Origin of the sequence: Novosphingobium ovatum, from assembly GCF_009909235.1 — a bacterium.
Taxonomy (GTDB): domain Bacteria; phylum Pseudomonadota; class Alphaproteobacteria; order Sphingomonadales; family Sphingomonadaceae; genus Novosphingobium; species Novosphingobium ovatum.
The window spans coordinates 229,117-247,246 of record NZ_JAAAPO010000005.1 but is presented as its reverse complement, the minus strand read 5'-3'; the positions used below and the strand labels follow the sequence as shown (position 1 = coordinate 247,246).

General features: G+C 66.2%; 16 protein-coding genes and 1 tRNA gene. 3 read left to right on the top strand and 14 right to left on the bottom strand.

Translation table 11 applies throughout. From position 1 onward, the window contains the following. Positions 1-65: 65 nt before the first annotated feature. Positions 66-1,025 carry a DMT family transporter gene (locus GTZ99_RS13535; RefSeq protein WP_161719734.1) on the bottom strand — a complete coding sequence of 320 codons (960 nt, stop codon included), beginning with the start codon at positions 1,023-1,025 and terminating at the stop codon, positions 66-68. A 161-nt stretch (positions 1,026-1,186) separates the two neighbouring features. On the opposite strand from GTZ99_RS13535, the gene GTZ99_RS13530 reads away from it, so the two are divergent. Continuing rightward, positions 1,187-2,794 (top strand): L,D-transpeptidase family protein, encoded by a 1,608-nt coding sequence (locus tag GTZ99_RS13530; protein ID WP_227711345.1) that lies wholly within the window; start codon positions 1,187-1,189, stop codon positions 2,792-2,794. 33 nt (positions 2,795-2,827) lie between these two features. On the opposite strand, the gene GTZ99_RS13525 is transcribed toward GTZ99_RS13530, so the two are convergent. From GTZ99_RS13525 to GTZ99_RS13470, 12 genes are all read right to left on the bottom strand, one after another. After that, the gene (locus GTZ99_RS13525; protein WP_161719732.1) at positions 2,828-3,241 is read right to left on the bottom strand and encodes a hypothetical protein; all 414 of its coding nucleotides are present in this window, start codon (positions 3,239-3,241) and stop codon (positions 2,828-2,830) included. Between the two features lie 15 nt (positions 3,242-3,256). Beyond that, positions 3,257-3,961, bottom strand: coding sequence for a murein L,D-transpeptidase catalytic domain-containing protein (locus tag GTZ99_RS13520; RefSeq protein WP_227711344.1), 705 nt, complete (start codon positions 3,959-3,961; stop codon positions 3,257-3,259). A 186-nt stretch (positions 3,962-4,147) separates the two neighbouring features. Continuing rightward, positions 4,148-4,735: a retropepsin-like aspartic protease family protein gene (locus tag GTZ99_RS13515; RefSeq protein ID WP_161719730.1), complete on the bottom strand. Its 588-nt coding sequence runs from the start codon at positions 4,733-4,735 to the stop codon at positions 4,148-4,150. A 97-nt stretch (positions 4,736-4,832) separates the two neighbouring features. Continuing rightward, a complete protein-coding gene (gene ispG, locus GTZ99_RS13510; protein ID WP_161719728.1) occupies positions 4,833-5,957 on the bottom strand; it encodes a flavodoxin-dependent (E)-4-hydroxy-3-methylbut-2-enyl-diphosphate synthase in 1,125 nt (374 codons plus the stop codon). 82 nt (positions 5,958-6,039) lie between these two features. Further along, complete coding sequence (locus tag GTZ99_RS13505; RefSeq protein ID WP_161719725.1) at positions 6,040-6,501, bottom strand: GNAT family N-acetyltransferase; 462 nt, start codon at positions 6,499-6,501, stop codon at positions 6,040-6,042. Beyond that, complete coding sequence (locus GTZ99_RS13500; RefSeq protein ID WP_161719724.1) at positions 6,498-7,439, bottom strand: RDD family protein; 942 nt, start codon at positions 7,437-7,439, stop codon at positions 6,498-6,500. Before GTZ99_RS13500 ends, GTZ99_RS13505 begins: the two co-directional genes overlap by 4 nt. Then, positions 7,436-8,515 (bottom strand): stage II sporulation protein M, encoded by a 1,080-nt coding sequence (locus tag GTZ99_RS13495; protein ID WP_161719722.1) that lies wholly within the window; start codon positions 8,513-8,515, stop codon positions 7,436-7,438. The genes GTZ99_RS13500 and GTZ99_RS13495 overlap by 4 nt, the downstream gene beginning before the upstream one ends. After that, positions 8,512-9,909, bottom strand: coding sequence for a DUF58 domain-containing protein (locus GTZ99_RS13490; protein WP_161719720.1), 1,398 nt, complete (start codon positions 9,907-9,909; stop codon positions 8,512-8,514). Before GTZ99_RS13490 ends, GTZ99_RS13495 begins: the two co-directional genes overlap by 4 nt. A gap of 5 nt (positions 9,910-9,914) precedes the next feature. After that, positions 9,915-10,910: an AAA family ATPase gene (locus GTZ99_RS13485; RefSeq protein ID WP_161719718.1), complete on the bottom strand. Its 996-nt coding sequence runs from the start codon at positions 10,908-10,910 to the stop codon at positions 9,915-9,917. Next, the gene (locus GTZ99_RS13480; protein ID WP_161719716.1) at positions 10,907-12,241 is read right to left on the bottom strand and encodes a DUF4350 domain-containing protein; all 1,335 of its coding nucleotides are present in this window, start codon (positions 12,239-12,241) and stop codon (positions 10,907-10,909) included. Before GTZ99_RS13480 ends, GTZ99_RS13485 begins: the two co-directional genes overlap by 4 nt. After that, the gene (locus GTZ99_RS16865) at positions 12,238-13,218 is read right to left on the bottom strand and encodes a DUF4129 domain-containing protein (protein WP_227711343.1); all 981 of its coding nucleotides are present in this window, start codon (positions 13,216-13,218) and stop codon (positions 12,238-12,240) included. Before GTZ99_RS16865 ends, GTZ99_RS13480 begins: the two co-directional genes overlap by 4 nt. 71 nt (positions 13,219-13,289) lie before the next feature. Further along, complete coding sequence (locus GTZ99_RS13470) at positions 13,290-14,189, bottom strand: prephenate dehydratase (protein ID WP_161719714.1); 900 nt, start codon at positions 14,187-14,189, stop codon at positions 13,290-13,292. A 117-nt stretch (positions 14,190-14,306) separates the two neighbouring features. On the opposite strand from GTZ99_RS13470, the gene GTZ99_RS13465 reads away from it, so the two are divergent. Beyond that, a complete protein-coding gene (locus GTZ99_RS13465) occupies positions 14,307-15,188 on the top strand; it encodes a c-type cytochrome (protein ID WP_161719712.1) in 882 nt (293 codons plus the stop codon). A 278-nt stretch (positions 15,189-15,466) separates the two neighbouring features. Continuing rightward, complete coding sequence (locus GTZ99_RS13460; RefSeq protein WP_161719710.1) at positions 15,467-17,596, top strand: hybrid sensor histidine kinase/response regulator; 2,130 nt, start codon at positions 15,467-15,469, stop codon at positions 17,594-17,596. Positions 17,597-17,660: 64 nt separating this feature from the next. Here the strand turns inward: GTZ99_RS13460 and GTZ99_RS13455 are convergent. Then, a tRNA-Gln gene (locus GTZ99_RS13455) sits at positions 17,661-17,734 on the bottom strand. Between the last annotated feature and the right edge of the window lie 396 nt (positions 17,735-18,130).

Below are 18,130 nucleotides of genomic sequence, written 5' to 3'. Positions count from 1 at the left end.
AACCCATAGCAACAAGTGGCCGGTATTCGCACGGATCAGCCGTTAAAACCGCCTTTCCATGCCGCTTATCGGGCGGTGGCCTCGGTTTCGGGCGCAAGGGTAGGGGGTGGGCCATCGCCCAGATCGACGCCTGCGTGATCGCGCCCGCCCGCCCCGTGCCACACGCCGATCAGGATCAGCCCGACACCAGCCAAAGTCGCACCCGACACCGGCTCGGCAAACCACAGCCAGCCCGCCGCCGCCGCCCATAAAAAGCCCGTGTATTCAACCGGCAGCAACCGATGCGCCGGCGCGCGCGCCCAGCCCCACGACAACAGCAGCAATGACACCGTGCCCAGTCCCGCCCCCGCCACCACCAGCGGCCAGGCCTGCGCCGAAGGCCATGCGGGCAGCCACAGCGCGCCGGGCGAGAGCAACAGGCCAATAAACGCCCCCTGGAAAAAGGTGATCTCGGCCGGGCTGGCGACCTGGGCCTGATGGCGCTGCATCACCAGATTGCCCGCATACAGCATCGCCGAGCCAAAGATCGCCGCGATACCCATTGCGCTGTCCCACGCGCTTAACCCCGCGCCCGCCGCAACCGGTTCATGCAGCCGCCCCAGCGCGATCACCACCACGCCCGCCAGCCCGATCAGCGAGGCCAACAGCGCCCGCCGCGTCACCGATTCGCCCAGAAAGGCGGCGGCCAGATACAGCGCGATCAGCGGGGCAAAGAACGAGAGCGCCATCGCCACCGCCATCGGCGTGCGTACCAGCCCCCAAAAGAACAGGAACGCCATCCCCGTCGACACCACCGAGCGCGCCAGATGCAGCCCGATCCGCCCGCGCGGCGGCCAGCCTTGGCGCCACACTTGCGGGGCCCACAGCAGGCTGGCCATCGCCGCCCCGACAAAGCCGCGCCACATCAGCGTGGCAAACACGCCGCTGTCGATCGCCGCGGCCTTCATCGCGGCATCCATCACGCTGAACGTGGCAATGCCGCAGGCCGCAGCCGCCATCGGCAAAAGAGGGTGGTGACGAACCATGGCTGCGTCTCTATCGGCAAAAGCACGCGATGGAAACGTCATGCCGTGCCTCCGGGGCGGCGGGCGCAGTTCATCATGCAGTCATCGAGGAAGCTTGATGAATGCGCGTGAAAGCGGCAAAAGGCGCGTGAGGGGCGGGACAGGCCGTCAAGGCGGCCGGCATGTCGCCCATTTTCCGCGGCGCCCAATGGGTTGGCGGGCTGTATTCGGTATTTTTGGGGGCGATCACCATGCGCAGGGTTTCGGACAAGGCACAGCACCAACAGGCGCGCAAGCCGCAGGCAGGTGCGCGCGGCAAGGCGGCGCTGGGCCTGACGTTGATGCTGGCGGTGGGCCATGCCGGCATGGCGATCGCCGCCGATCCGCCGCGTTCGGCGGGCAAGGCCGATACGCTGGGCCAGCCCGCGCCGGTTCGCCCCGCGCCCAGCGCGGTTCCCAGCGTGCGTCCCGTGCCCAGCGTTGCCCCCAGCGCCACGGCCACCGCGCGCCCCGCGCCGGTCTCCAGCGCGGCCGCCAGCCCGTCGCCTGCGCCCTCTGCCTTGGCCAGTCCCGCACCCGCCCCGCGCGCCCCCACGATGATCGTGGTGCCCGCGCCGATGCCGGTGGCCGCGTGGACGGTGGGCGATGCGCTCTCGCTGCTGGAGGCGATCAACACGATCGACCGCGAAGGCCTGATCCCTGCCGACTATCAGCCCGCCCAATTGCGCGCCGCGATTGCAGGTGGCCCCGGCACCACGCTGGACGAACAGGCCAGCCGCAGCTTTGACTGGCTGGTCGAGGATCTGCGCGATGGCCGCACGCCGATGCCCGCCCGTGTGCAGTGGTTTGCGGTGGACCCCGATCAGGACACCATGCCGACCGAGCAATTGCTGATGCGCGCCACCACCACGCATGACGTGGCCGGTGTGCTGGCCAGCCTTGCGCCGACCTATCCCGATTACGCCGCGCTGAAGGCGGCGCTGACCAATCTGCGCCCGCAGGACGTCAAGGCGCGCGAGGCGATCCGTATCAACATGGACCGCTGGCGCTGGTTGCCGCGTGATCTGGGGCGTACCTATCTGATTGCCAATGTGCCCGAATTCATGCTGCGTCTGGGCGTCAACGGGCGCAACATCCGCACGTACAAGGTGATCGTGGGCAAGCCGGGCAAGACCGCCACTCCGCAATTGGCCGAAACGGTCGAGGCGGTGGTGTTCAATCCCACCTGGACCGTGCCACAGTCGATCGTCGTGGGCGAAGGGCTGGGGGCAAAGCTGATCGGCAGCCCGGCTTCGGCGCTGCGTCAGGGGTACAAGGTGACGCGTCTGGCCGATGGCAGCATTCAGGTGGTGCAGCAGCCGGGCGACACCAACTCGCTGGGCCGGATGAAGATCGACATGCCCAACCCGCACGCGATCTATCTGCACGACACCCCCGGCAAGCATCTGTTTGCCGCGCAGGTGCGTGCCTTTTCGCATGGTTGTCTGCGCACCGAAAATGCGCTGGAACTGGGCATGACGATGGCGATTGTCTCGGGCAGCCTGTCGCCGGATGAGGCGGTGGAGGCCTATAAGTCGCTGAAATACAAGCGCGTCATCATGAAGCGCACCTTCCCGGTGTATATCTCCTATTTCACCATGGGGGTGAACACGCAGGGCGAACTGACCAGCTATGGCGACATCTATGAGCGCGATGCGCCGGTGCTGGACGCGTTCCGCCGCCCGCGCCAGTTGCACACCACCCAGCGCGCCAGCACCGAGGAAGTGATCAAGCTGGATAATCCGCTGTAACAGGCCGCCTTTGCTCTGGGCTGGGGCGCGGCCTCAGCCCGGACTGGCGGCGCAGCGCCGTACCATCGCGGCCAGCGTGGGGTGCAATTGCCCGTGCCACGTCCACATCCGCAGCCGGCCATCAGCCACCTGCAAGGCGATCCGCAGCCGGGCATTGACGCGAAACTGGCCCAATTGGGCGGGCGTGGGGGCCGGCATGGCGGCCACCTCTTCCACGGATGGCGGCAGCGTCAGGGTCAAAGCCTGTTGCTCCCCCCGCGACAGGCACTGGCTGATTTCCGCCACCGATGCGCGGGTGGGCATCTCCAGCGCGATTTGCGCGCCCTTGGTCACATCGGGGTGATGTTGGCTGACCCGCCACGCGCCCAGCCCAAACACCGCCAGTGCGCCCACCCCCGCGATGATCAGCAAAGGCCGATAGGCAGCCTGATCCTGTGGCGACAGCAACGCGGCGCTCAGCCCTTACGCCTCACCAATCAGGCCAGCGTACAACAGGCGGCCGCTGCCCAGATGTTGCAGGGCAATATGGAATTCATCGGGGGCCATGGCAAAACAGCCTTCTGACCGCCCCAGCTTGCCATATTTGGTCAGCATGTCGGGCGCGGCATACCATGCCGGATGCATGACAATGGCGCGGTCTGCGGCGTTTGAATTGGTTTCGTCCAGCCCGCGCAAGCGCATCGATGGGCCATATTTGCCGTCATATTGCTCTGACGTCAGATAGGCCCCGCGCGACGTGGCCAGTGAGCCGACAATATTGGAGAAATGCTGCAACCGGCCGATATGTTCCGGGTCAGACCCACGGCCATGCGCCACCAGATGCGAGCGCATCGCGCCTGCCGTCACATCGACAAAATGCAGGCGCGGCAGGGCCGACGGGCGGGCAAAATCGGCCACCGCCACGATCGAGGCGTCCAGCAGGATCGAGGACATCCGCTCGGCCTGTTCCTTGGCCACGGTGACGATGCGGCGCTCATACTCGGTCAGGGTGCTGGCCTGCGCATAGACCTTCTCGCTCAACACCGAAGGCATCGCCATGCCCAGACCCAGCGCCAGACCGCCGCGCATCAGCGAACGGCGCGAAACAACAGGCGGCACGGGCGCCAGAATGGCGGGCACAGTGGCAATTCGTGAGTTCGTATCGATCATCGGGAAAGCGCGACTCATGAATAAAATTTCTATAGTGGCAAACTAGCAACTGCATTGCCGTGTCACCATGGTTTCGCGGCAGATACCCCATATCGCGCGGCGAGTTGAGCCCAAATGACTCCAAGTTGCGGATTTACCGGCGATGAATGGATCGGTTTCGCACCCAACCCTATGGCGAATCCAGTAAGCAATCGCCAGGGCGCGTTAACGTTTGCCCTCGATGATCATCGCATCGCCACGCAGTTCAACCCGGCCCATCTGGCGCAGCGCGCTTTGCCCCAGCAAATTGCCCTCCAGCCCGTCCATCACCACGGCGCGCACATTGTGCAATTCGGCCCCGGCGACATACAGGCGCTCGATCGTGACATAGCTGCCGCTGGTGACGCCCGAAGCGGACCGCAGCATGGCGCGCGGGGCGGTCTGGTCGATGCGCAGGGCGAGCCGCTGTGCCTCCTGCGTGGAGATCGCCACGATGTCGGCCCCCGTGTCGATCAGAAAACGGGTGGACTGGCCATTGATCAGCCCGTCGATGTGGAACTGGCCCGTGTCGTCGCGGCCAATGACGCGGGCCTGTGGCGCGGATGGCGCGCTGGCCGGAGCGGCCTGCGGCGGGGCGGCGTTGATGTCCCACGGATTGCCCGACCCGGTCGCGGTGTCTGCGCTGGTGCTCAGCGCGGCAAAGGCCTGCGCCTGACGCGGGGCTCGGGCATGCGGCCCACGCGGCGCCAGCGCCACCGCCAGCACGCTCATGACAAAGGTTGCGGCCAGAGCCCGCGTGATCAACTGTCCCATGCTGCCGCAGTACCACGCAGCCGTTAGGGAAAGGTGGATGCGGCCAAGGCAATGCCGTGCGTGGGGGGAAGAACTGCGCCTTCCCCCCACGCTCCGCTTACTGCGCCAATTCCGCTTCGGCCTTGGCGGCTTCGATTTCGGCGGCCTTTTTCTCGACCAGTTCGACGATGTGGTCCAGCATGGCGTCCGACTGGATCGTGTGGCTGGTGACGCCCGACAGGTACACCATATGCTTGCCATTGCCGCCGCCGGTCAGGCCGATGTCGGTTTCGCGCGCTTCACCGGGGCCGTTGACAACGCAGCCCAGCACCGAAAGCGAGAGCGGCGTCTTGATGTGGCTGAGGCGGCTTTCCAGTGCCTCGACGGTCTTGATCACGTCAAAGCCCTGCCGCGCGCAGGACGGGCACGAGACCACGCGCACGCCACGGGTGCGCAGGCCCAAGGCTTTGAGCATTTCAAACCCGACGCGCACTTCCTCCTCGGGCGGGGCCGAGAGCGAGACGCGGATCGTGTCGCCAATGCCTGCCCACAGCAGGTTGCCCATGCCGATCGAGCTTTTGACCGTGCCGCCGATCAGCCCGCCGGCCTCGGTGATGCCCAGATGCAGCGGGCAATCGACCGCCTCGGCCAGCCCCATATAGGCTGACACCGCCAGGAACACGTCACTGGCCTTCACCGCCACCTTGTATTCGTGGAAATCGTGGTCCTGCAACAGCTTGATATGGTCCAGCGCGGATTCCACCAGCGCCTCGGGGCAGGGCTCGCCGTATTTTTCCAGCAGGTCCTTTTCCAGCGACCCCGCGTTCACGCCAATGCGGATCGAGCAGCCATTGGCCTTGGCCGCGCGTACCACTTCGGCCACGCGGTCATGGCCGCCGATGTTGCCGGGGTTGATGCGCAGACAGGCCGCGCCCGCGTCCGCCGCTTCCAGAGCGCGCTTGTAATGGAAATGGATGTCGGCCACCAACGGCACATTGGCCGCCCGCGCGATCTGCTTGAACGCGGCGGTCGATTCCACATCAGGGCACGACACGCGCACGATATCCGCGCCCGCTTCCTCGCACCGGCGGATCTGGTCGATCGTCGCACCCGCATCGCTGGTCAGCGTGTTGGTCATGGTCTGCACGGCGATGGGGGCGTCGCCGCCAACGGGCACGCGGCCCACCATGATCTGACGGCACTGACGGCGGGCGATATCACGCCAAGGACGAACTGACGACATGGGGGTCTCCTTTGAGCCTGCCTATAGCCGATTGGTCCTGCGCCGCAAATGCGAAGCGGCGATGACTTTGGGGCAGTGTGGGTTACAGGTCGCGCGCCATGCACAGGCTGAAGTCATCGGACACGTAATCGCCAAAAGCGGGGCATTCGACGAAACCGGCCGATTCGTACAGGCGGCGGGCGGGGGTGAACGCCTCTGGCCGCCCGGTTTCCAGCAACAGCCGGCGATAGCCGCGGGTCCGTGCCACGCCCATCAGGTGCAACAGGATCGCCCGGCCGATACCCTGGCCCAGATGCGCGGGGGCGACGCGCATGGATTTCAGTTCGCCGGTGTGCGAGTCCAGATGCTTGATCGCGCCGCAACCGACCAACGCCCCATCGCGCCACGCGGCATAGAACGTCACATCATCGGCGCGCAGCCGCTCGATCGGCATGGCGTGTACCTTGCACGCGGGGGACCAACTGTGCATCTGCTCCAGATGATAGGCCAGCAGGGCGGCGATGTCCGGCCCGGTCAGATCGTCCTGGCGGATGTCCAGAGTCATGCGTTGCGCCCCGCGTCGAACTTGTCGCTCTTGCGCTGGCCCAGCCGCAGCCCGCGTTCCAGCCTGGCGCGCAATTGCGTGTAATAGGCGTCCAGAAATGGCTGGACCTCATAGCCGGATGGCGCGTTCCAGCCGATTTTGGCGCAGATCGACTGGGCCACGGCCTCCATCTGGCCCTGCTGCGCCGAACGCAGCACGCGCTCCAGCGTTTGCAGTTCGAATTCACCATACACCGCCAGATCCTCGTCGGAAAAGGCATAGGCGGTCTGGTTGGGATGGCTTTGCGCATGGGTGGCCGCCGACATGGTTTGCACCAGGCGGCGGCGCGGCGTTTCCACCACCCAAGTCCCCGCGATCAGGTCTCCGGGGCGCAGATTGTCGCGGTTGGTCAGCGCGAACAGGGCAAAAATCGCAAACCACGCCCCCAGCGCCAGCGCCAGTGGCGATTGATCATCGGGCTGGAACAGCGCCGGGACAAAGGCCAGCGGGAACACCACTTCCAGATCGCGCAACAGGTTGCGGGCGATCACCATGTCGGGCGTCAACCGCCCACCACCGCGCGCCGCCACGCGAATGCCCAGCATCCTTTTGCCCGGCGAGGCCCCGCGCGGCCCCAGCTCAAACCACAGCAGCCAGCCATAGCGCAGCAGAAACAGCCCCGCGAACAGCAGGATCAGGAACACTTCCTGCAATTCACGCAGCACGGGCGATTTGCTGACGTCCAGAAAATTGGCAATGGTGCCGACCGCAATGGCAAAGCCGATCAGCACCAGAAACACCAGAAACACGTCCAGCAACAGCGCCGCCACCCGCGCGCCCCGCGTCGCCAGCGTAAAGGTCAGTGTCAGACCCTCGGGCGTTACGACCTGACGCTCGCGGCGGGCGCGGCGGGTCTGGTATTGGCGCCGCGCGGCAGCGGTGGAACGGGGCCCGCTCATGCCGCGCCTCCGCCGCGCCGCCCGGCCAGCGCGAAATAGCCCGTCCAGAACGTCAGCATCACGCCTCCGATCAACAGCCGCGCCACGGTGTCATTGACCGTCTGCCGCCCGATGCCTTCCAGCAGGCCCGCCACCACCAGCATCAGCACCACGCCGAGCATCACCACCGCCGCGCGTTGCCCCGCCGCCGCCGCCGATTCCAGCACCGAACGCGCCCCCGGAAAAGCGATCGAGCGCCCGACATGCAGCCCCGCGCCACCGGCCAGCAGGATGGCGAACAGCTCGGTCGTGCCATGGATCGAGAGCCAGCCGATGCATTCCACCATCAGCCCCTTTTGCGCATAGAGCCAGACGAACGCGCCCAATTGTCCGGTGTTCTGCACCAGCAGCATCAAGGTCGGCAGTCCCATGGCAAAGCCCAGCGCGAAACACAGGATCGCCACCTGTGCGTTGTGGCTGAACAGATAGGCGGCAAAGGCGCCCAGCATCTCGCCTTCCGATTTGAACAAGGTGTCGTGCAATTGTTCGCGCGTGGCCGATGTGTTGCGGATGAATTCGCCCGGCACCAGCGTGTCATACCACGCCGGATCATGCGCGCACAGCATCCAGCCCACCACCGTGCCCGCCACCATCAGCGCCAGCGCGATCCAGATGTCGATATGGATGGCGCGCACCGCGCGGCTCCACCCGCCACGGAAAAACCCGCCCAGCCAACCGCTCAGCGTGATCTGCGGGCCGTGGATCTGAAACCACGCGCGCTGCGCCAGCGCCTCCAGCCATTGCAGCGTGGCCGCATCCAGCGAAGTTTCGCGCGCCACCGACAGGCCCGAGACCAATTGCCGGTACAGCACCGGCATCTCCAGCACATCCTCGTCCGACAGGCGCCGCACCTGCCCCTTTTCCAGCCGGGTGACGATGGTGTCCAGCCGCCGCCAGTCGCCTTCACGCAGCAGGCGGAAGCGGTCAGACCGCAGCACCTGCGCGATGCCCGCGTCCGGCGGTGGGGGCACTGTGCCGGAAAACCGCTCCTTCAGCCCGTTCCACAGCCTGCGCGGGCCGGTTGCCGCCTCGCTCATCCGATGCCACCCCGCCGCTTGATCTTCAGATAGGCGTCCAGCAAGCGCATGCCGATCGCCTGATAGGGCGCTTCGATCACGTCGACGCCCATCTGCCGCAACCGCCCCGTCACCATCGCGCGCTGGCGCAACAGGGCTTGCGCGGCCACGGCCATCGCCACCTGCTCCATCCCCTGCGGCGTGGCGCGGGCAAAGCTGTCCAGTTCCTCGTCGCGCATGGTGACAAACAGCACCCGGTGCCGCGCGATCAGCCTACCCACCGCCTCGACCATCAGTTCGGCGCTGGTGGGATCGGAAAAATCGGAAAACACCACAATCAGCGACCGGCGTTGCAAGCGCGTTGCCAGTGTCGCCAGCGCCAGCGTGAAATTGGGCTCGCGGCTTTCATAGTCCAGCGTGGCCGCATCGCTGCGCAGCGCGGCAAAATCGCGCACATGGCTGGCAAAGGGCGTGGCCAGCATCACCTGCCCGCCAAAGCCGAACAGCGCGGAGCGATCCCCCCCCTTGAGCGCCACCCACGCCGTGGCCAGCGCGGCCGACACCGCCCTGTCCAGCCGGGGCAGCCCGCCCACCGGCTCACACATCGCCTGCCCGCAATCCAGCGCAAAGACGATCTGGTTGTTACGCTCGTTCTCGTATTCCTTGGCGTACAGATGGGCGTGGCGGGCCGACACCTTCCAGTCGATGCGGCGGCGGTCCATGCCCGGCTGATATTCGGCCAGCGTTTCAAACAAGGTGCCATCGCCGCGCAGCCGCCGCGCGATCAGGCCGATGTCGGAATCGCGCAAATAGGCCTGCAATGCGGGCGAACGCAGCAGCGCCACATTGGGCAGTACCCGGAGCGTAGCATCGACCGGGCGGTGATATTGCCGCAGCCCCAGCCCCAGCGGGCCGCTCCAGCGCAGCCACAGGCCGGTGATCGCCCCGCTGCACCGCCGGGCAGGCGCGATCACTGCCCGGCCTTGATAGTGCCCGCCCGTTTCGCGCGTCAGCGTCAGGTCCACCCGCCCGCCCTGCGCCGGATCGGCACACAGGCGCGGGTCCATCGCCAGACTGGCCTGTACCACCGCCGCGCCGCCTGACAGGCGCGCGGTGACGCGGATCGGGGTGTCCGCGCCCACCTCGGCCTGCGCCGGGGGCTGGACGGCAGCGTCGATCAAGCGCCCCGCCACCATGCCATCGGCCAGCGTCAGTGCCATCAGCGCCAGCCCCGCCAGCGGCACCACCGCCCAGTTTTGCGGTTGCACCGTTGCCACCACCAGCGCGACCACGGCCAGCCCCACCAGCCCCGCCACACAGCGCGCCGAAGGCACCACTGGCGGGCGCAGGCGCACCGCCCATGCGCCCAGGCGCCGGGCCACCGCGTTCAGTCGAGAGGTGGTTGCCGTCCGCATCGCGATCAGCGCGGCGCCTCGGTCTGCTCGATCAACTGGGCGACCAAGACCTGCGTCGCCTTGCCCTCGATCTCGGCCGCGGGCGACAGCAGCAAACGGTGCCGCAACACGGCCGGAGCCAGCGCCTTAATGTCGTCAGGTACAACATAATCGCGCCCCGCCAGCGCGGCGCGCGCCCGCCCCGCATTGGCCAGCAACACCGCCGCGCGGGGGGAGGCGCCACAGGCCAGATCGGCATTGTCCCGCGTCGCCCGGATCAGGCGGACGACATAATCCACCACCGGCTGTGCCAAGGTCACCCCTGCCACGGCCTGCGCCGCCGCCGCCAGCACGCCCGCATCGGCGCAGGCGCTGATGCCCACATCGACCGGCGACACCGGCCCTGCATGCCCGCCATAGCTGGCCACGATCCGCGCCTCTTCGGCCTCGGTCGGATAGGGGATCTCCAGCTTGAACAGGAAGCGGTCCAGCTGCGCCTCGGGCAGGGGGTAAACGCCTTGGGATTCAATGGGATTTTGCGTCGCCACCACCATGAAGTGATCGGGCAGGGGATGCGCCTTGCCGTCCAGCGTCACGCGCCGCTCCTGCATCGCCTCCAGCAGGGCGGCCTGCGTTTTGGGCGGGGTGCGGTTGATTTCGTCGGCCAACAGCATGTCGCAAAAGATCGGCCCGCGCGTCAGGGTGAACTGGCTGGTCTGGAAATTGAACAGGTTGCTGCCCAGAATATCGCCCGGCATCAGATCGGGGGTGAACTGGATACGCCCGAAATCCAGCCCCACCGCGCGGGCAAAACATTGCGCCAAAAAGGTTTTAGCCGTCCCCGGCGGCCCTTCGAGCAGTACATGCCCGCGCGCCATCAGCGCCACCAGCAGATGTTCGACCGTGGTGTCCTGACCCACCACGCCCTTGGCGATCTGGGCGCGGATGGCTTCGGCCAGAACGCGCACCTCGGACAGGGGGAGGGCGGGGCTGGCCCCCGGCAGGGTCGGCGTGTCGGTCATCGCGTCAGGGTCCTCTCGATGGCATGCAGCGTTTGCGCATGACGCAGGATATCAGTCGGTTTGCGCGCGGTGCGCAGGGCGGCGCTGGTGGCGGAAAACGGCGGCAAATCGGGCGCGCGGGCGTGCAGGGCGCGGTCGATGGCGGCTTCGCTTTGCGCCGGATCGGCGTGTTGCGGCAGGCCCAGCGCGGCGATCAGCCGCCCGCGCACCCCATCGGCATAGGGCCCCGGCAGCAAGTGCAACCGCCCGGCGCGGCGGATCAGCGCGGCGGCATTGGCCACCAGCGCGCTTTTGCCCAGCGCGATCGCGCGCAGCGGCGCCAGCGGCGGGCCAAAGCGGCAGAACGCCCGCCACCCCGCCGCCAGCGCCGCCAGCACCAGCGCCAGCGTTGCTGCCAGATAGGGCGGCGTGACCGCCAGTGTCAGCAGGCTGGGCGTGCGTTTCTGCCCGGCCAGCGACATGTCAAAGGTGATCGGCGTGGAAGCGGGCACCCGGCCCATGGCGGCATTGACCAACGCCTCGGCCATGGCGGCGCCCTGTGGCGTGGAGAGCGCCATGTTGTTCATCAAATCAGGTTCAAACACAAAGGTTTGGGGGAAAGGCGTATGCGCATTGGCGGTAACGGCAAGGCCCTCTGGCAGGCAGGGCATGTCCATCGGGCGCGCGGCCAGCACCGCGCCATCGGCCGCCGTCACCAGCGGGCGCAGCACCGGGCGGTCCTTTTCGTCAAAGGCATCGCTGATCTGCATCGCTTCGGGATGGGGCAGGCGGGTGGTCAGCGCGGGCGCGCCCTCGGGCACCACCCAGCGGGCCACGGGATCGGTCCGTTTGACGATCGAGAGCGTGATGGCATCCTGAAAATCGTGCCATTCGGGCGATTGCGCCTCACCCAATTGCACCCAGCCCTTCTGCGCGCCGGGCCGCTTGATCGAGGCGGGCACCGCCCACCATTTGGGCACGATCAGCAGCGTCGGGCCATAGCTGCAATGGGCATCGATCAGCTTTTGAATGTCGGCCCCGTCCACCCATTGTTGTGGCGTGATGATCAACAGGCCGGGCTGGCGGGCGGCGGGGGTGTCGTGGGTATAGCGCAACGGATGGCCGGCGGCCTGCGCCATCCGCGCCAGCCCGGCATAGCCGTTCAGCCCGACCGCACGGCCATGGGCGATGTTGTCGCGGTCGTTGTTCAGCCCGACCCCATTGCCCAGCATCCACAGCACCGCCAGAAACAGCCCCGCGCCCAGCACCACCAGCGCCAGCACCGTGCCCACCGAAAAGGTCGGGCGGGCGCGGCCCACGCCCGCATCGATGGCGTCCGCCCCGGCGCTCATGCGGTCAGCCTTTGCAGCGCGAAATCGGCATAGGCGGCGCGGGCCATTTGCCAGTCGGCGTGATCCAGCGGCCGCAGGGCATAGCGCCCCGCCTCCACCGCGGCGGTGATCGCGGCAAAAGCCTTGCGCGCCACATAGGGCAGGGCGGGCAGATCGGCCATTTCGCGCGCGGTGCTGGCGGGGGTCAGCCATTCGGGGCGGGCTTGTCCGATCTGGGCGAAACTGCGCAACAGCAACAGATGCGCCGCCTCGTCATAGCGGCCCTGCGCGGCCAGCGCATCGGCGTCCTCCAGCAGGCCCAGCGCCTGTTGCTGTGTTGGTGTCCATGCCGGTTCGGGGGCGGCACCGGAACTGGCCGAACGGCCCTGCCACCAGCCCAGATTGGCGCCGATGCGCCACACCAGATAGCCCAGCCCCAGCGCGATCAGCCCCAGCATCACATAGCGCAACACCGGCCACGCCCCGCCCAGCATGCGGGCCAAGGGCGCCAGCGCGTTGTCGATCGCCTTGCCCCATCCCTCCAGCCATTCACCCAGCCTTTTCAGCCAGGCGGGCGGGGGCTGTTGCGGCTTTTCAGCGGGCAGGGGGGCAAATTGCAGATCGGCCTGCCCGTGCACCTGTTGCCAGCGGCGTTGCGTGTCGGGCGATACGGCGGCGGGCGGCGGCGCTGGCATGGGCGGGCCGTCATACTCGCCGCCCTTGTCGGCCGAATCGCTGGGCTCAACCGGTTCGGGCACGTCAGAGGGCAGGTCGACGCCGTTGAACGGGCGGACCGGCTGACCATCCATGGCCGATTGGTTGGCGGTCTGTTTATCGGCCTCGATGGTCATGCGTGCCTGTAGCGGCATGGCGGCCGCCGCCATCAGCACCAAGCCGCCGCTCAGGGCAATCCCCCGACGGCGGATTCCGGCCTTGTCGCTGATTACCTGCCCACAGGCCCGCATCGCCGCTCCCCACTTGCGGCATGGGTCTGGCACGCCACCCTCCCGCTGGCAAGCGCAAAGGGTAAGCGTTCACAAGGCGTTGGCGGGGGCGCCTGGGATGGCGTTTACCCCCTGGGACGGGCCTGCGCGTAGCTGCCCAACAGGCGCAGGTCCTTTGTGTGAAAGGCCAGTTCCTCGATCGCGCGGTCCACCGCCGGATCGCCCGGCACACCCACGATATCGACATAGAACATCGTGGCCGAGAAGCTGGCCCCCTTCTGGTAGCTTTCCAGCTTGGTCATGTTGACGCCGTTGGTGGCAAAGCCGCCCAGCGCCTTGAACAGGGCGGCCGGGATGTTCTTGACCTCGAAGATCAGCGTGGTCATCGCGGGCGCGCCGGTCAGCGTCGCCGGGTCCAGTGGCTGGCGCGAGAGCACGACAAAGCGGGTGGTGTTGTTGGCCGCGTCCTCGACATGGGTCTGGATGATGTCCAGCCCATAGAGTTCGGCCGCCAGAGCCGGAGCAATGGCCGCGGCCTGCGGATCGCCCTGTTCCTTGACAAAGGCGGCGGCCCCGGCCGTGTCGGCATAGGCCATCGGCACGATGCCGCGCTCGCGCAGAAAGTGGCGCGACTGGCCCAGTGCCTGCGGGTGCGAATAGGCGGCGGCAAACGGCCCGGTTGCCCCCGGCAGGGCCATCAGCGCGTGGTGGATCGAGAGGAAATGCTCGCCCACGATCGACAGGCCGCTTTCGGGCAGCAGGAAATGGATATCCGCGACTCGGCCATGTTGCGAGTTTTCGATGGGGATCATCGCGCGGTCTGCACGGCCCTCTTTTACCGCATCCAGCGCGTCCTCGAACGAAAAACACGGCAGCGGCGCGCAGTCGGGGGCATACTCCAGTGCCGCGCGATGCGAATTGCATCCGGGCGCTCCCTGGAACGCCACGGCACGCGCCGGATCGGCTTCAGCGATTGTCGTCAATGATTTGACTTGGATCAGAGCGGGCTGAGGAAAGCTGTGCATAGGGGGCATGCGCATAAGGCTCCATGCGGCATCCCGCAATGGTTCTTGCGCTTGTGTTGCCTGCTCACTAGTGAAGTGGGCAAAAGTTGTATCGCATTTCGGGACGGGGCATAGTTGATGAGCGGTCGTTTCAATACCATTGCGGGTTGGGTGCTGGGCTCTGGCATTGTGGCTCTGGGCCTTGCCAGTTTGTCGGGCCATTATTTCCGAGCTGACAAGGAAGGTCGTCCTGAAACAATGGGTTACTCCATTGCGGGCGTTTCGGCCGAAGGCGCGGGCGCAGCCGCTGAGCCCTCGATCGAGGCGCTGTTGGCCAAGGCTGATCCGGCCAAGGGCGAGCAGGTTTTCCAGAAATGCGCGGCTTGCCATACCGCGACTCAGGGCGGCGCGAATGGCGTTGGCCCGAATCTGTATGGCGTGATGGGCGAGGAAATCGGCAAGGGGCGCGCTGGATTCGCGTTCTCGGCCGCGCTGTCGGGCAAGGGTGGCAAGTGGGATTTTGCCAGCATGAACGACTGGCTGAAGAACCCGCGCGGTTTTGCCGATGGCACCAAGATGACCTTTGCCGGTCTGGAGTCGGCTGAGGATCGCGCCAATGTCATGGTCTATCTGAACAAGTTGGGCTCGAACCTGCCGTTGCCCGCCGTTCCGGCGGCGCCCGCGGCTGGCGCTGCGCCTGCGGCGGTGGCTGTGGTGGGTGACGCGGCCAAGGGCCAGACGGCCTTTGCCAAATGCGCGGCGTGCCACACCATTACGCCGGGCGGCGCCAATGGCGTTGGTCCGAATCTGGCCAAGGTTGTGGGCCGTGACGTCGCCAAGGCGGCGGGCTTCTCGTACTCTGCCGATCTGGCCAAGCTGGGCGGCAAGTGGGACGAGGCTTTGCTGGACAAGTGGCTGACCAGCCCGCGCGCGATGGCGTCGGGCACCAAGATGACCTTTGCCGGTATCGAGAACCCGCAGGAACGCGCTGACATCATCGCCTATCTCAAGGCGAACTGATCGCGGCGCCAGTGGGCGCAGGCGCGGCCCGAAAGGGGCAGACAGGGCGGGGCTATCCCCGCCCTTTTTGTTGTCCGGCGCAGGCGTGCAATTGCGCCAATGCAATCGGTTCACGCCCTATGTAATCGCGCGGGTTGCCACCCTACCAAGCCTTGAAGTTTGCGCGTTAATGTCAGCCCCGCGCGGTCCTGTCACTGACAGGGGCCGTTCCTTACCTGCGGGCTGACCTGTTCTGACTGATCGGCTTTGCGCGGACGAAGCATAGAGACACTGGCGCAATGCAATTTTCCCTACCCTCGACCGAGACTGACGTGCCCGGCCTGATCGCGCTGCGCCGGGTGGCCAGCCGGAGCTTTGCCGCAGCGCTGTGGGTCATGGTGGTGGTCAATGTCGTGATCGCCCAAGGTGCCGGCAATTCCGCGACCTTGGCCTTGTCGGTCTCGCTGATCAATGCTGTGGTGGGCACGGTTTTCAGTTGGCGGGCGCCCACCTCGCTGGCCACCCGGCTGGTACTGTCGGTGTGCCTGATGAACAATTATGACACGTTCATCTACGCCACCTCCTATACGCCCTATCAGCTTGACGCGCATATGCTGTATTTCGTGCTGGCGGCGCTGTTGCTGATCTTTTTCTGCTGGAAAACGCTGTTGGTGGCCTGTCTGCACACCGCGGTCCAGCATCTGACGTTCAACCTGATCCTGCCCTATTACGTCTATCCAGACGGCACCAATTGGCTGCGTTTTCTGTACCATGCGATCATTCTGACGCTGCAACTGGTGGGGACCGGCTATATGGCGATCCGCTGCCACGCGATGTTCACGCAGGCCTATGCCCTGGTGCAGCAGAGCGAGGAGCAGAACTGTTCGCTCAAGGTGACGATGGCCGAACTGGCCGAAGCGCGCGATGCCGCGCAGGCGGCCAGTGTGGCCAAATCCGAATTCCTGGCCAATATGAGCCACGAATTGCGCACGCCGCTCAACGCGATCATCGGCTATGCCGAAGTGCTGCGCGAGGATCTCAACCGCGCTGGTCTGGTACGCAGCGTTGAGGACGTGAACTGGGTGTGGAGTTCATCGCAGCAACTGCTGGAACTGATCAATTCGCTGCTGGACCTGTCCAAGATCGAGGCCGGGCGGATGGAACTGGACCTGCACTCGTATGACCTGCGCAAGATGGTGGGTGAGGTGCAGGCGCTGTTGGCCCCATTGGCGCAGCGCAACGGCAATACGCTGAACGTGCGGATGGACGAGGCGCTGGGGATGGTGTTTGGCGATTCGACCAAGCTGCGCCAGTGTCTGTTGAATTTGGGCAGCAACGCCTGCAAGTTCACCAAGGGCGGCTTTATCGAATTGCAGGTGCGCGAAGATGGCAGTGATCTGGTGTTCGAAATGTCTGACACCGGCATCGGCATTGCCGAGGAAGGCATCGCCAAACTGTTCCAGCCCTTTTCGCAATCCGACGCCAGCACGACCCGGCGATATGGCGGAACGGGTCTGGGACTGGCGCTGATCGACAGCTTTACCCGGATGATGGGCGGCTCGGTGGGGGTGACCAGCGAGGTTGGTTTTGGCTCGGTTTTCACCATCCGCGTGCCGCGCGATGCTGCGGCGCAGGGTGATGGCGAGGTGATGGATGATGTGGTGACCATGCCTGCCCCTGCCCGCATCCGGCCCGACCGCGCGCGTCCGCTGGCCTTGGTGATCGATGACGAGCCGGGGTGCAGCGACCTGCTGGATCGCTTGCTGGAGCGCGCGGGATATGATGTGGCGATCGCTGTGGATGGTCAGGCCGGGCTGGAATGCGCCGCGCAATTAATACCCGATCTGATCCTGCTGGATATCAACCTGCCGCGTGTCGACGGTTTGGGGGTGCTCGACGCCTTGGGCGCGCAGCCCGAGTTGCGCGACATTCCGGTGGTGGTGATCAGCGTTGATGATCGCCGCCGCCTGATCATGGAACGCGGGGCGAGTGATCATCTGGTCAAGCCGGTGCGTACAGGTGATCTGGACGAGATCCTGGCGCTGTATGCGCAGCCGAGTCAGGGCCGGGTGCTGCTGGTGGAGGATGATGACGCCACCAGCGCCTTGTACGAGCGTGGCCTGCGTCAGGCTGGTTTCGACGTGGTTTGTACCCGCGATGGCGAAGCGGCGCGCGCGGTGTTGCAGGACGGAGGCATCGCGCTGGTGATCACCGATCTGCGCATGGCGGGGGGCGACGGGCTGACCCTGTTGCGCCAGATTCGTCAGGGTGAAAAGGCCGATCTGCCAGTGGTGGTGATTACCGGCATGCCGCTGGAACAGGCCGAACGGCAGATGCTGGAGGGCTGTGCGCAGCAGGTCCTGCTTAAATCGGCGCTGTCGCCGCGTGCCTTGGCTGCCAGTGTCTCGCGGCTGTTGCGCGCGGCCTGACAGGCGCGATCACGCCACCGGAAAATGCCCGGTGTTTGCCAAATATCCGCCGATGTCAGGAAATTGGATGCCCCGCGAGGATTCGAACCTCGATAGACGGAATCAGAATCCGTAGTCTTGCCGTTAGACGACGGGGCAACGTGGAGCGCCCCTCTAGGCAGGCCGATCCCCTTCGTCAAGCGGAAAGATGGCGCTGTTTGACGCCTTTGCGCCTCTGGCGGAATGCTGGCTACAACGCAAGCTTGCCCGATGGCGGTTGGGGCGCTAGCATGAGCGGTGAAATCCTGTCGCATTTGGCAGGCACATATCGTTTTTGAGTAATTTGACATGGCGGATCACACTCCGCCGGCAGCAGCCCGTGACGAACGGGGCAGGGGCAAACGGTCCAGACGGCGTTCTCGCAAGGTGCGGCGCCCGGCCAACAGCGTCACTGTGGACACCCCGCTGGCCGGCGGTCGACCGGACGGTGCCGCAGCATCGCCGTCGCGCCCGATCAGCCGCGCGAATGCCACCCACAAGGGGGGCAAGGGCGAT

Excerpts from the sequence above, each read along its gene's own strand:
- GTZ99_RS13535 (WP_161719734.1), bottom strand. The coding sequence starts at position 1,025 with ATGGTTCGTCACCACCCTCTTTTGCCGATGGCGGCTGCGGCCTGCGGC.
- GTZ99_RS13530 (WP_227711345.1), top strand. The coding sequence starts at position 1,187 with ATGTCGCCCATTTTCCGCGGCGCCCAATGGGTTGGCGGGCTGTATTCG.
- GTZ99_RS13520 (WP_227711344.1), bottom strand. The coding sequence starts at position 3,961 with ATGAGTCGCGCTTTCCCGATGATCGATACGAACTCACGAATTGCCACT.
- GTZ99_RS13515 (WP_161719730.1), bottom strand. The coding sequence starts at position 4,735 with ATGGGACAGTTGATCACGCGGGCTCTGGCCGCAACCTTTGTCATGAGC.
- ispG (WP_161719728.1), bottom strand. The coding sequence starts at position 5,957 with ATGTCGTCAGTTCGTCCTTGGCGTGATATCGCCCGCCGTCAGTGCCGT.
- GTZ99_RS13505 (WP_161719725.1), bottom strand. The coding sequence starts at position 6,501 with ATGACTCTGGACATCCGCCAGGACGATCTGACCGGGCCGGACATCGCC.
- GTZ99_RS13500 (WP_161719724.1), bottom strand. The coding sequence starts at position 7,439 with ATGAGCGGGCCCCGTTCCACCGCTGCCGCGCGGCGCCAATACCAGACC.
- GTZ99_RS13495 (WP_161719722.1), bottom strand. The coding sequence starts at position 8,515 with ATGAGCGAGGCGGCAACCGGCCCGCGCAGGCTGTGGAACGGGCTGAAG.
- GTZ99_RS13490 (WP_161719720.1), bottom strand. The coding sequence starts at position 9,909 with ATGCGGACGGCAACCACCTCTCGACTGAACGCGGTGGCCCGGCGCCTG.
- GTZ99_RS13485 (WP_161719718.1), bottom strand. The coding sequence starts at position 10,910 with ATGACCGACACGCCGACCCTGCCGGGGGCCAGCCCCGCCCTCCCCCTG.
- GTZ99_RS13480 (WP_161719716.1), bottom strand. The coding sequence starts at position 12,241 with ATGAGCGCCGGGGCGGACGCCATCGATGCGGGCGTGGGCCGCGCCCGC.
- GTZ99_RS13470 (WP_161719714.1), bottom strand. The coding sequence starts at position 14,189 with ATGCACAGCTTTCCTCAGCCCGCTCTGATCCAAGTCAAATCATTGACG.
- GTZ99_RS13465 (WP_161719712.1), top strand. The coding sequence starts at position 14,307 with ATGAGCGGTCGTTTCAATACCATTGCGGGTTGGGTGCTGGGCTCTGGC.
- GTZ99_RS13460 (WP_161719710.1), top strand. The coding sequence starts at position 15,467 with ATGCAATTTTCCCTACCCTCGACCGAGACTGACGTGCCCGGCCTGATC.